This window comes from Citrobacter sp. S-77 (assembly GCF_963864895.1).
Classification (GTDB): domain Bacteria; phylum Pseudomonadota; class Gammaproteobacteria; order Enterobacterales; family Enterobacteriaceae; genus Citrobacter; species Citrobacter murliniae.
This window is the reverse complement of record NZ_CAWLWU010000002.1, coordinates 1254886-1267633: the sequence shown is the minus strand read 5'-3', so window position 1 is coordinate 1267633 and position 12748 is coordinate 1254886. Positions and strand designations below refer to the sequence as shown.

The following is a 12748-nucleotide window of genomic DNA, read 5'->3' as shown; positions in this document are numbered from 1 at the left end:
GCTACGAATGGAACTTCGAAATAAAAAATTGACCCATGACGAATTCATGACCGAAAGGCATCAGGTGCTGCAAACCTGGGAAACCGGCAAAGACGTTGAGAACTTCGAAGATGGCGTGAAATACCAGCAAGCAATTCCAGATAAAAAACGCTTCTCCCTCGCGCTATTGAAGGCCGATCAGGAAGGTAAAACCCTGAGCCAGCCACGTGCAGGTGTTGCATTAATGGATGAGCACATTGAGTTGCTCAAAACCTTGCAGGAAGAGTGCGACCTTCTGCCAAGTACCATCGATGCCTATACCCGTCTGAATCGTTATGAAGAAGCTGCCGTCGGGATCCAGAAATCCATCGAAGCAGGAACCTCCAAGCTTAATGGTTTACCGGTGGTCAATCACGGGGTTGCTGCCTGCCGCCGTATGACTGAATCGCTGGAAAAACCTATCCAGGTTCGCCACGGTACCCCGGATGCACGCTTGCTGGCAGAGATCGCGATGGCCAGTGGCTTTACCAGCTACGAAGGCGGTGGTATCTCCTACAACATCCCTTATGCCAAACGTGTCACCCTGGAAAAATCCATCCGTGACTGGCAGTACTGCGACCGTCTGATGGGGCTGTACGAAGAAAACGGCATTCGTATTAACCGCGAGCCGTTTGGCCCATTGACCGGCACCCTGATCCCGCCGTTTATGTCTCACTCGGTCGCGATTATCGAAGGTCTGCTGGCGCTGGAACAAGGAGTGAAATCCATTACCGTCGGTTACGGCCAGGTGGGTAGCCTGACTCAGGATATCGCGGCGATTCAGGCTCTGCGTGAACTGTCCCACGAATACTTCCAGAATTATGGCTTCGATGATTACGAGTTGAGCACCGTATTCCACCAGTGGATGGGCGGTTTCCCGGAAGATGAAGCAAAAGCGTTCTCCGTTATCGCCTGGGGTGCTGCGGTTGCAGGTATGTCCGGTGCAACTAAAGTCATCACCAAAAGCCCGCATGAAGCGTTCGGTATCCCAACTGCTGCGGCTAATGCCCAGGGACTTAAAGCTTCACGCCAGATGCTCAACATGGTCAGCGACCAGAAATTCCCGCAATGCGCAGCTGTAGAGCAGGAAGTCGATCTGATTAAGAGCGAAGTTCGCGCGGTACTGAAAAGAGTATTCGAGCTGGGTAATGGCGACATTGCACGCGGCACCGTACTGGCTTTTGAAGCCGGTGTGCTGGATGTACCTTTCGCCCCTGCCGCCTGTAACGCCGGCAAAATCCTGCCAGTTCGTGATAACACTGGCGCAATCCGTATTCTCGAAGCCGGTGCGGTTCCGCTGCCGAAAGATATTCTCGCCCTGCACCACGACTACGTCGCAGAGCGCGCACATTTTGAAGGTCGTAAACCTTCTTTCCAGATGGTCATTGATGACATCAACGCCGTATCCCACAGTAAATTAATAGGAAGACCATAATGAAAATTAAACAGGCCCTTTTCACCGCTGGCTACTCCTCATTTTATTTTGACGATCAGCAAGCTATTAAAGACGGAGCTGGTCACGATGGGTTTATCTATACCGGCTCTCCGGTGACGCCTGGGTTTACCTCTGTTCGTCAGGCGGGTGAATGCGTTTCAGTGCAGTTGATTCTGGAAAACGGCGCGGTGGCCGTTGGTGATTGCGCGGCCGTACAGTACTCCGGTGCAGGCGGTCGTGACCCACTGTTCCTGGCTGAGAACTTCATTCCTTTCCTGAACGATCACATCAAACCGCTGCTGGAAGGTCGTGACGTAGATTCGTTCTTACCGAACGCCCGTTTCTTTGACCAACTGCGTATTGACGGTCATCTGTTGCATACCGCTGTACGTTACGGTTTGTCTCAGGCGTTGCTTGATGCCGCAGCACTGGCCACAGGACGCCTGAAAACAGAAGTTGTTTGCGATGAATGGCAGTTGCCATGTGTACCGGAAGCAATTCCATTATTTGGTCAAAGCGGTGATGACCGTTATATCGCCGTCGACAAAATGATCCTCAAAGGCGTGGACGTACTGCCGCATGCGCTGATCAACAACGTAGAAGAGAAGCTGGGCTTTAAAGGCGAAAAACTGCGTGAGTATGTGCGTTGGTTGTCTAACCGCATCTTAAGCCTGCGTACCAGCGATCGTTATCACCCAACGCTGCATATTGATGTGTACGGCACTATCGGTCTGATTTTTGATATGGACCCGGTTCGTTGCGCCGAATACATCGCCAGCCTGGAAGCAGAAGCACAAGGTCTGCCGCTGTACATTGAAGGTCCGGTTGATGCTGGTAACAAGCCGGATCAAATCCGCATGCTGACCGCAATCACCAAAGAACTGACCCGTCTGGGATCCGGCGTAAAAATCGTTGCTGATGAATGGTGTAACACCTATCAGGATATCGTGGACTTCACTGATGCTGGCAGCTGCCACATGGTGCAGATCAAAACTCCGGATCTCGGTGGCATTCATAACATTGTTGATGCCGTGCTCTACTGTAACAAACACGCAATGGAAGCCTACCAGGGCGGAACCTGTAACGAAACCGAGATCAGTGCTCGCACCTGCGTACATGTCGCGCTGGCTGCGCGTCCAATGCGCATGCTGATCAAACCGGGTATGGGCTTCGATGAAGGTCTCAACATCGTGTTTAACGAAATGAACCGCACCATCGCGTTGTTGCAGACTAAGGATTAAGAAATGGCTCGCACATTTAAGATCTTATCGCCTACAGCTATTCTGGGTTATGGCTTCCCGGAAGAGAGTTTTCGTAAAGCCATGGAAGAATCGCCGGATCTTATTGCTGTTGACGCAGGCTCCTCCGATCCTGGCCCCCACTACCTGGGGGCAGGTAAGCCTTTCACTGACAGGGCCGGTGTGAAACGCGATCTGCGCTATATGATCGTGGCAGGCGTTAAGAATAACATCCCGGTCGTGATCGGTACCGCCGGTGGTTCCGGCGCAGCTCCGCACCTGGAGTGGTGTCGCCAGATAATCCATGAGATCGCCCAGGAAGAAAAACTGTCTTTCTCCATGGCGTTGATCCCGTCCGATGTCGACAAAGAAGTCGTTCATCAGGCCCTGGATAACGGCAAAATCACCGCACTGGATTTTGTGCCTGAACTGACTCACGAAGCTATCGAAGATAGCACCTACATCGTTGCACAGATGGGCGTTGAGCCTTTCCAGCGCGCACTGAAAGCCGGTGCACAGGTTGTACTGGGCGGACGAGCCTACGATCCGGCATGCTTCGCTGCACTGCCGATTATGCAAGGCTTTGATGAAGGTCTGGCGCTTCATTGCGGTAAGATCCTTGAGTGTGCTGCCATCGCCGCCACCCCGGGTTCTGGCTCGGATTGTGCGATGGGAATCATCGACGACAACGGCTTTACGCTGAAAGCGTTCAATCCGAAGCGTAAGTTCACTGAAACTTCTGCTGCGGCACACACCCTGTATGAGAAGTCAGATCCGTACTTCCTGCCGGGACCGGGCGGCGTGTTGAACCTGAAAGCGTGTACCTTTACAGCGGTTAATGAAGGTGAAGTGTACGTCAGCGGTTCGCGTCATGAAGAGACACCGTATGCGCTGAAACTGGAAGGTGCGCGTCAGGTTGGTTTCCGCTGCCTGACCATCGCCGGAACGCGCGATCCGATTATGATTGCCGGTATCGACACCATTCTTGAAGAGGTACAGGCCAGCGTGGCACGTAACCTTTCACTGAATGACGACAGTATCCGCATGACGTTCCACCTGTATGGTAAGAACGGCGTGATGGGCAATCATGAGCCGATGAAAACTGCCGGTCATGAGCTGGGGATTTTACTGGACGTGGTCGCGCCAACCCAGGATATCGCCAACAGCGTTTGCTCACTGGTGCGTTCTACGTTGCTGCACTACGGCTATGAAAATCGTATTGCGACTGCGGGCAACCTCGCCTTCCCGTTCTCACCATCTGACATTCAGAGTGGGCCTGTGTATGAGTTCTCAATCTATCACCTGATTGAAGCAAGCGATGCACTGCGTTTTGATTTCCACATTGAACAGGTGACGCCAGAAGGAGTTCAGGCATGAAACAGTCTATTTGCTCACTGGCGCAAGTAATTCGCTCCAAAAACGCCGGACCGTATGAACTGGTATTAGATATTTTATTTAAAACCAGGGAAGACTATCAGCGAGTAAAAGCCTCGGAGCAATTAACACCGCAACTTATTGCTGGGTTATATAATGTCAAACCTGACTTTATTCATAATATTGTGTGGTTCGACCCAGCGAATGCAGTAAAAATCGTCATGCCGCGCGATATTATTTCCGGCAATGTCGGTGACAATGATGTTTATGGTGCGCAACAACACGCTCCATTATTAAGTATTGAGTTCGATCTGTAACAAAAAAACACAATAACAGCCATTGGAGCACAGAATTCAGCTGTATCACAGTGCTTCGAATTATTCATGCGGTTGGTCACAACAGGCGTGCATCTGAGCTGCTGTCCAGGCTCAGGTGCTCGCCACCCTACACAATTTCAATTACCAGCCTTTATCCGATGGAGTAAACATGAAGAAAATTAGTTTAACGAAGATGATCATATTAGGCCTGTTACTCGGCATGGTTGCCGGGGTGCTCATCAATAATATGGCCGCAGCTGAAACAGCTAAATCATATGCTCAAGATATTTCCATTTTCACCACTATATTTTTACGTATGGTGAAAATGATTATCGCTCCATTAGTTATATCAACTCTGGTTGTCGGCATTGCCAAAATGGGTGATGCAAAAACGCTGGGACGTATATTCTCCAAAACCTTTTTCCTGTTTATTTGCGCCTCACTGCTGTCAATCGCATTGGGTCTGGTTATTGTTAATATCTTCCAGCCGGGCGCAGGCATCAACTTTGTTCCGCATGATGTCGGCGCTGTCGCCGCCGTTAAGTCAGAGCCGTTTACGCTGAAGGTATTTATTTCGCACGCAGTACCGACCAGTATCGTTGATGCGATGGCGCGTAACGAAATCCTGCAGATCGTCGTGTTCTCGATTTTCCTGGGTTGCAGCCTGGCTGCGATTGGCGAAAAAGCTGAGCCTATCGTTAAGGTTCTCGACTCACTGGTCCACGTCATGCTGAAGCTGACTGGCTACGTAATGCTGTTCGCACCTCTGACCGTTTTTGCCGCTATTTCAGGTCTGATTGCCGAACGTGGTCTGGGTGTGATGGTTAGCGCCGGGATCTTCATGGGTGAGTTCTACCTGACGCTGGGTATGTTGTGGGCAATTCTGATTGGCCTGTCGACTATGATCGTCGGTCCTTGCATCAGCCGTCTGACTAAAGCCATCCTCGAACCTGCTCTGCTGGCCTTTACCACTTCCAGTTCTGAAGCAGCCTTCCCAGGCACGCTGGATAAACTGGAAAAGTTCGGCGTTTCTTCAAAAATCGCCAGCTTTGTTCTGCCTATCGGTTACTCCTTTAACCTGGTCGGTTCCATGGCTTACTGCTCATTTGCCACCGTGTTTATTGCCCAGGCGTGCAATATCGAGCTGAGCATGGGCGAACAAATCACCATGTTGCTAATCCTGATGCTGACCTCTAAAGGGATGGCGGGTGTGCCTCGTGCCTCTATGGTGGTTATTGCCGCAACCCTGAACCAGTTCAACATTCCGGAAGCCGGTCTGATCCTGCTGATGGGCGTCGATCCATTCCTCGATATGGGTCGTTCAGCCACTAACGTAATGAGTAACGCAATGGGTGCTGCCATTGTGGGTCGCTGGGAAGGCGAACACTTCGGCCAGGGTTGTCGCGGCACTGCGCCAGTAAAAACCCCGGAACAGGAACGCCCGGTTACCGAAACGGAAGTTGCTTTGTCTTAATACCACAGTGAAACCGGATAGCGGCCGCGCTATCCGGTTTTCGAGACGGTTAATAACCCGTAAGCCGGAAGGTGGTAAGCCGCCCTCCAGCACCATGATGAGCACACCAACAGGAATGCACCATGAATAAAACTCTTCTCGGCGTGGGTATTTTTTCCTTCAGCGTATTATTTAGCGCAACCACATTCGCGCAAACCACGCCGGACTACGCCAGACTTATCGAACAGGCGCATCAGAAATACAAAAGTAACAATGACGGAAAAGTCGCCGACTATATCCCTGCCCTCGCGACCTACAGCCCCAACAATTTTGCTATCACCATCGCAACGGTTGACGGAAAAATCTTCCAGGTTGGCGATGTTAAAAAAGCATTCCCGATGGAATCACTGAGTAAAGTTTTCACCATGGCGCTCGCCATGGAACAGCACGGCCCTCAGGTTGTTCTGGATAAACTCGGTGCCAATGCCACCGGCATGCCATTCAATTCAGGCTTAGCCGTCGAACTGACCAAAGGCGCGCCGGAAAACCCACTGGTTAACGCAGGCGCGATGAGCACCGTTAGCCTGATTGAAGCCAAAGATAAAACCGACCGCTGGAACAAAATCCTCGACAACCTGAACGCGTGGGCAGATGCAAGTCTCACTGTTAACGAACCTGTTTTCAAATCCGAAATGGAGACCAATCAGCACAACCAGGCACTGGCCAAACTGATGGAATCCTATAACAGCTTTTATGGCAACACGGATGAAGCCGTCGAAATTTATACCCGTCAGTGTTCCGTGGATATCACCGTTGAGCAACTGGCCAAAATGGGTGCCGTACTCGCCAACAAAGGTAAATCTCCGTTTAACGGCAAGCAGTTACTGAATGAAAGTTATGTACCTCAGGTGCTGGCGGAAATGGCGATTGCCGGGCTGTACGACGGCAGTGGTAAGTGGCTGTACACCGTCGGCGTCCCGGCAAAGAGCGGTGTCGGCGGCGGAATGGTTGCGGTCGTCCCAGGTGAATATGCGATTGCCGTCTATTCCCCACCGCTGGATGAAGCGGGCAACAGCGTTCGCGCCCAGAAAACCATCGAATATGTCGCCGACGCGACAAAAGCCAATGTCTTTTTAGCGCATTAAGCCAACGTCAGATAACGCTTATCTGGTATTGAAATCAGGCTCGAAATTTATACACAAAATAATTCAAGCTGCATCAAAGCGGCAACTACGTGAACCCCGGGAGCTTACATAAGTAAATGACTGGGGTGAACGCAGACAGCCAACAAAGAGGCAGCGTGAAGGATGACGTGTATCGGCAAAACACGAAAAGGTGAGAAGTACTATGTCTAAACCATTTGTCTGGCAGGAACTCTTTGTTCAGAGTAAAGATAATACAGAATACGAATTACTCAGTAACCAACACGTTACGGTAACAGAGTTAGACGGAGAGGAAGTGATCAAGGTTGCGCCCGAGGCGTTAACCCTGTTGGCACAGCAGGCATTTTATGAAGCTTCATTTTTCCTGCGCGCCGGACATTTGAAACAGATCGCCAGTATTCTGCACGATCCGCAGGCCAGCAGTAATGATAAATACGTCGCACTCCAGCTACTGCGCAATGCAGAGGTTTCGGCTAAAGGCGTATTGCCTAACTGCCAGGATACAGGGACCGCAACCATTGTGGCAAGCAAAGGGCAGAATGTCTGGACCGGGTGTGATGATGCCGAAGCATTAAGCCATGGCGTATATGCCACATTCACGGAAAACAACCTGCGCTATTCGCAAAACGCACCGCTGGATATGTATTCCGAGGTCAATACTCAGACTAACCTGCCCGCCCAAATCGACATTAGCGCCACCCCGGGTAATGAATACCGGTTCCTGTTCGTCAACAAAGGTGGTGGCTCAGCTAACAAAGCAGCGCTGTACCAGGAAACCAAATCAATTTTACAACCGGAAAAACTCACTGCCTTCCTGATTGATAAAATGAAATCACTGGGAACAGCCGCCTGCCCGCCATATCACATTGCATTTGTCGTTGGCGGTCTGTCTGCCGATCAGGCGCTGAAAGTCGCAAAACTGGCATCAACTAAATATTACGATAACCTGCCCACCAGCGGGAACGAACTGGGTCAGGCGTTCCGCGATACGGCACTGGAAGCCACTCTTCTCAATGCCAGCCGTGAGTTTGGCATCGGCGCACAATTTGGCGGCAAATACTTTGCGCACGATATTCGTGTTATTCGCCTGCCACGCCACGGCGGCTCCTGCCCTATCGCTATGGCACTCTCCTGCTCTGCTGACCGCAATATTAAAGCCAAGATTAATAAACAGGGTATCTGGCTGGAAAAACTCGAACATAATCCGGGCAAATTCATTCCCGATTCTCACCGCGTAGAAAATGGTGCTCAGACCGTACAGCTCAATCTGGACCGCCCGTTGCGCGACATTCTGCATGATCTGTCCACACTGCCGATTGGAACCCGACTATCGCTAAGTGGCCCGATTGTCGTCGCCCGTGATATCGCCCACGCCAAAATCAAAGAACGTCTGGATAACGGCGAACCGATGCCGGAGTACATGAAAAACCATATCGTTTATTACGCTGGCCCGGCAAAAACCCCAAATAATCAGGCTTGTGGCTCAATGGGTCCCACCACCGGCGGGCGCATGGATGGGTACGTCGATGCCTTCCAGGCAGCGGGTGGCAGTCTGATCATGTTGTCAAAGGGCAACCGCAGCAAGCAGGTAACCGATGCCTGCCACACGCATGGCGGATTTAACCTTGGCAGCATAGGAGGCGCAGCAGCCTTACTGGCACAGCAGTACGTGAAAAGCCTGCGCTGCCTTGAGTATCCGGAACTTGGCATGGAAGCGGTCTGGATGATGGAAGTCGAAAACATGCCGGCCTTTGTGCTGGTGGATGACAAAGGCAATAACTTCTTCAGTCAGTTTGAACAGCAACATCGCTGCTCAACCTGTCCGGCAGGGAAATAAGGAGCAACAATGGAAGCGCGAGTCAACAATGACAGACACCGCCAGCGCCAGCAGAAACTGAAAGAACAGGTTGATACCCGCGTGGCGGCGGCAACGGAGAAGAAAGGAATTCTGATAGTCTTCACCGGCAACGGTAAAGGTAAATCCACCGCAGCCTTTGGGACGGCAACGCGCGCGGTAGGTCACGGAAAAACCGTTGGCATCGCGCAGTTTATTAAAGGCCAGTGGGATAATGGCGAGTACAACACGTTACAGCCGCTCGGTGTTGAATTTCATATTATGGGTACCGGTTTTACCTGGGAAACCCAGAACAGGGAAGCCGACATCGAGGCGGCAACAGCGGTCTGGCAGGAAAGTAAGCGCATGCTAGCCGATGCACATTACGACCTGGTGGTGCTGGATGAACTCACCTATATGCTGGCTTATCACTATCTGGATACGCAGGAGGTTATCAGCGCTATCGAGAATCGCCCTGCAGAACAGAGCGTGATCGTCACAGGACGTGGATGCCACACGCAATTACTGGAACTTGCCGATACGGTGAGTGAAATTCGCCCGGTTAAGCACGCGTTTGATAGTGGTATTCAGGCACAGGTCGGGATCGACTGGTAACGAGACTTTTGCCGGATAACATGTTCGCTTATCCGGCCTACCATTTCTTCAGATAGCAGACCGGCGTTATCATCCGGTATCAGCAGCCCACTTTAGAGACCACGGATTTATTCAATAACCAGTTGCGGAAAATCTGTAAATGCAGGGATTCCGATTTTTCTTCACGCCACGTCATAATGAAACGGTTCCCGGTACGCATAGGAACGTCGCAGGGAATGACCATATCACCACTGTCCAGATCGTGCTGAATAGCAAAACGGGGTAACAGAGCCACGCCCAAATTAGAACGCACGGCGGCGATCAGCATCGACAATAAATCAAAACGCGGACCTTTATTCACCAGTGGGCTACTGACATTGGACAGCGCAAACCACTCCTGCCAGCCTTTGATACGCGTGCTTTGGTGCAACAGGGTAAACTCATTTAGCAGATCATCGACAGCCAGTTTCTGATTGGATTCAGAGAGCAGACATCTGCTGCATACCGGCAAAATTTCCTCTTCAAAAAGATACTCAACCTCTGACCATGGCGAGTAAAAATCTTCCCGCATGATCGCGGCATCATACTCACGATTGAGAAAATCACCGATATTCGCCAAAGAATGGATATTAACGATAATATCAGGGTTAAGTTTGTTGAATTCGCGCAGGTTGGGGATCAACCAATGTGTACTGAAGGTAGGATTAACCGCCAGTTCGATAACCTGCACGGTCGGTTGCCAGGTCATTATTGTTGTCGTATCACGTTCAAGTTTGTTTAGCGTTTCCTTAACAATACTTAAATAATGTTTCCCAGCCGCATTTAAAAAAATGCGCTTTTTGGCATGATTAAATAACGATGTATTGAGAAAATCTTCCAGAGCATTAACCTGGCGGAAAACTGCGCTTTGTGTCAGAGCAAGCTCTTCTGCCGCCCGGGTATAACTTTCATGACGCGCAACCACTTCAAAAGTTACCAGCAACTCCGTCTTGGGTATTTTTCCTCTCATAACCTCTTCCATATGCAGCGTACAAAAATAGTTTAATTTATAAAAAATAATTCGATTCACCCAGATGAGCATCGAGAGTTATATTTTATTTTGTCCATTGATGTCATTGATCCAATCCATGATTTACTCACACTGGCGGCGGATAAATATTAACCAATAATACTCAAGCACAGCAATAAACACAATTTAAATAAGGTTAAATCCAGGCAAATAGTGCCAATAAGTTCTTAATAATTTTTCATGTTATCTTGTTTATTGCAGAAAAAACTTTGCGAGTTTAATCAATATTGTCCCTACGATAATTTAGGACAATTTAGCGTTATAACTTATGGGCAAACGACTGCTTTTAATCATTCCGCAATGTAGTTTCTGCCATTTTTTGTTAGCCGTGATAAAGGACACAATGTGAAAACTTTCGGAAAGGTCTGGCTCGTCGGAGCAGGTCCCGGTGATATTTCATTACTCACCCTCAAAGCGATGATGTGCATTAAACAAGCTGATGTCATTATTTACGATCGTCTGGTCAATCCTAAAATTCTGGAATGGGCATCCGCTGAGTGTAAACTTGTCAATGTCGGAAAAAACCCTGGCTTTCATTGTGTGCCACAAGATGAAATCAACTTACTGCTTATTCAGTACGCTGAAACGCATGACAACATCGTGCGTTTAAAAGGCGGTGATCCTTACGTTTTTGGTCGTGGAGCTGAGGAAGTTGAGGGACTCGTAGAGATCGGGATTCCATTTGAAGTCGTGCCCGGTATCAGTTCCACCATTGGCGGCCTTGCCTGCGCCGGTATTCCGGTCACTCATCGCGATTTCGCATCCGGGTTTCACGTAGTGACAGGCCATACTCGAGAAGGCAACCAGCAGCAGGACTGGCGTCAGTTAGCCAGACTCAACGGTACGCTGGTTATCGTGATGGGTATCGCCAACCTGGCATTTATCTGCGAAGAACTGTTGATGGGCGGAAAATCGGCAGACACGCCCGCCGCCGTTATCATGTCTGCCACGCGGGAAAATCAGCGCCGCCTGACCTGTACGCTCGGTGCATTATTGAATAAAGCACAGGAAGCAAACGTTGTGCCACCTGCGCTTATCGTCATTGGTGATGTCGTCACCCTCAGCGATCGACTCTCTTTTATTCCCGAAGCCATCACGCTGCCGGAAAACCTTTACTGCGAGAGTCTGGCGTGACGAAAAGACTGAGGTGACGTTTGATGGGCTGCCCGGAATACGCGGCAAAAATAACTGGTTTGTGCGTAGTGAAGTTTCCGGGCAATGCTGTCTATCGAATGAACAGGGTCGTGCAATAACTCCCCCGCCTTTTGCATTTTTTTCTGATTCACCCAGGTTTTAAAATTAACACCCTGACGTTTCTTAAAAAAACGACTGAAATAATTCGCACTTAAACAAACGTGCGCAGCCACAGTCTCCAGAGATAATTCACCATATAAATTATCATCAATATAGCGAAGTGCCGCTGATAGTTTTCTCTCGTGACGAGAAAGCTCCGTATAATATGGGCGAATAGTATTAATTTGCGATCCGAAGGAAGCATCAACCTGTTGTTCCTGATGTTCAAAGTTATCAACAATAAACCGCAGTAAATTTGCCGATGCCACCAGTGTGTTATTATCCACTACAGTAACCCGTTCCCACTCAGCTTTTATCCGAGGTTCATTCATCCATTGTGGTTTGTCATCAATCACAATTGTTTTATATTCCTGATGTTTTGCCCGTACCTGACCACAAATAATAAAGCCGTACAGATTGCCCTCATGGATTAACGGCATTGAGAATAGGCTTAATCCTGCATAACAGCAGAGTATTCTGGGTTTAACCTGCTTTAACCCCTCAAAAGCACAATACTTATCACACTTTTGACAACTCGGGCGATACAGTTCATTGGTACGCATTAATGAACAAAATGAATTGAAGCCATGACAATCAGATATTGCCTTACCTGTAACATCAACGACTACCGTTGCTAATCCGGTCGCACCAGAGAAGATCTCAGCTATAGAGAAAAAACTCTGCAAGTAGTCATCCTGAATTTTCAGCGGCACGCCTTCCTCCGGCATTCATGATATTTAAGCCGGTAATATGCAGAATTTAGCCTAAAGAAAGAATGATGCTTACCGCAAAAAATAATCTTATTTATGAAGATGATTATGATCAAATTGCAAGATGAATAATGTGTCGTCTTAACCACAATAGCGCGGTGAGTACGACTGCGTCACTGGGCCATCTTTTAATTTATTATATTCTGCCTTCAGAGAACGGGTGACGGGTTACAGATATTCGGCAGGAACA

General features: G+C 49.4%; 11 protein-coding genes. 9 read left to right on the top strand and 2 right to left on the bottom strand.

Going from position 1 to position 12748, the window contains the following annotated elements:
• Positions 1-7: 7 nt before the first annotated feature.
• The 8 genes from AACS05_RS06545 to cobO all read left to right on the top strand — a co-directional run bounded on the left by AACS05_RS06545 (position 8) and on the right by cobO (position 9447).
• The gene (locus AACS05_RS06545) at positions 8-1453 is read left to right on the top strand and encodes a methylaspartate mutase subunit E (RefSeq protein WP_045441110.1); all 1446 of its coding nucleotides are present in this window, start codon (positions 8-10) and stop codon (positions 1451-1453) included.
• Positions 1453-2694 (top strand): methylaspartate ammonia-lyase, encoded by a 1242-nt coding sequence (locus AACS05_RS06540; protein WP_045441109.1) that lies wholly within the window; start codon positions 1453-1455, stop codon positions 2692-2694. Before AACS05_RS06545 ends, AACS05_RS06540 begins: the two co-directional genes overlap by 1 nt.
• 3 nt (positions 2695-2697) lie before the next feature.
• On the top strand, positions 2698-4068 hold the full coding sequence (locus tag AACS05_RS06535) for an acyclic terpene utilization AtuA family protein (protein WP_045441108.1): 1371 nt from the start codon (positions 2698-2700) through the stop codon (positions 4066-4068).
• Positions 4065-4382, top strand: coding sequence for a DUF4387 domain-containing protein (locus AACS05_RS06530; RefSeq protein ID WP_045441107.1), 318 nt, complete (start codon positions 4065-4067; stop codon positions 4380-4382). Before AACS05_RS06535 ends, AACS05_RS06530 begins: the two co-directional genes overlap by 4 nt.
• Positions 4383-4551: 169 nt before the next feature.
• A complete protein-coding gene (locus AACS05_RS06525; RefSeq protein WP_045441106.1) occupies positions 4552-5856 on the top strand; it encodes a dicarboxylate/amino acid:cation symporter in 1305 nt (434 codons plus the stop codon).
• 122 nt (positions 5857-5978) lie between these two features.
• Positions 5979-6980, top strand: coding sequence for a glutaminase A (glsA, locus tag AACS05_RS06520; protein ID WP_045441105.1), 1002 nt, complete (start codon positions 5979-5981; stop codon positions 6978-6980).
• A 202-nt stretch (positions 6981-7182) separates the two neighbouring features.
• Positions 7183-8835: a class I fumarate hydratase gene (locus AACS05_RS06515; RefSeq protein ID WP_045441104.1), complete on the top strand. Its 1653-nt coding sequence runs from the start codon at positions 7183-7185 to the stop codon at positions 8833-8835.
• A 9-nt stretch (positions 8836-8844) separates the two neighbouring features.
• Positions 8845-9447 carry a cob(I)yrinic acid a,c-diamide adenosyltransferase gene (cobO, locus tag AACS05_RS06510; RefSeq protein ID WP_045441103.1) on the top strand — a complete coding sequence of 201 codons (603 nt, stop codon included), beginning with the start codon at positions 8845-8847 and terminating at the stop codon, positions 9445-9447.
• 79 nt (positions 9448-9526) lie between these two features.
• On the opposite strand, the gene AACS05_RS06505 is transcribed toward cobO, so the two are convergent.
• On the bottom strand, positions 9527-10435 hold the full coding sequence (locus AACS05_RS06505) for a LysR substrate-binding domain-containing protein (protein WP_045449505.1): 909 nt from the start codon (positions 10433-10435) through the stop codon (positions 9527-9529).
• 405 nt (positions 10436-10840) lie between these two features.
• On the opposite strand from AACS05_RS06505, the gene cobA reads away from it, so the two are divergent.
• Positions 10841-11629 (top strand): uroporphyrinogen-III C-methyltransferase, encoded by a 789-nt coding sequence (gene cobA, locus AACS05_RS06500; protein WP_045441102.1) that lies wholly within the window; start codon positions 10841-10843, stop codon positions 11627-11629.
• Here the strand turns inward: cobA and AACS05_RS06495 are convergent.
• Positions 11608-12501 (bottom strand): PocR ligand-binding domain-containing protein, encoded by an 894-nt coding sequence (locus tag AACS05_RS06495; protein WP_045441101.1) that lies wholly within the window; start codon positions 12499-12501, stop codon positions 11608-11610. The genes cobA and AACS05_RS06495 overlap by 22 nt on opposite strands.
• Positions 12502-12748 lie beyond the last annotated feature (247 nt).

What these genes read in the sequence shown, in the direction of transcription:
- AACS05_RS06535 (WP_045441108.1), top strand. Translation starts at nt 2,698, where the DNA reads ATGGCTCGCACATTTAAGATCTTATCGCCTACAGCTATTCTGGGTTAT.
- AACS05_RS06525 (WP_045441106.1), top strand. Translation starts at nt 4,552, where the DNA reads ATGAAGAAAATTAGTTTAACGAAGATGATCATATTAGGCCTGTTACTC.
- glsA (WP_045441105.1), top strand. Translation starts at nt 5,979, where the DNA reads ATGAATAAAACTCTTCTCGGCGTGGGTATTTTTTCCTTCAGCGTATTA.
- cobO (WP_045441103.1), top strand. Translation starts at nt 8,845, where the DNA reads ATGGAAGCGCGAGTCAACAATGACAGACACCGCCAGCGCCAGCAGAAA.
- AACS05_RS06505 (WP_045449505.1), bottom strand. Translation starts at nt 10,435, where the DNA reads ATGAGAGGAAAAATACCCAAGACGGAGTTGCTGGTAACTTTTGAAGTG.
- AACS05_RS06545 (WP_045441110.1), top strand. Translation starts at nt 8, where the DNA reads ATGGAACTTCGAAATAAAAAATTGACCCATGACGAATTCATGACCGAA.
- AACS05_RS06540 (WP_045441109.1), top strand. Translation starts at nt 1,453, where the DNA reads ATGAAAATTAAACAGGCCCTTTTCACCGCTGGCTACTCCTCATTTTAT.
- AACS05_RS06530 (WP_045441107.1), top strand. Translation starts at nt 4,065, where the DNA reads ATGAAACAGTCTATTTGCTCACTGGCGCAAGTAATTCGCTCCAAAAAC.
- AACS05_RS06515 (WP_045441104.1), top strand. Translation starts at nt 7,183, where the DNA reads ATGTCTAAACCATTTGTCTGGCAGGAACTCTTTGTTCAGAGTAAAGAT.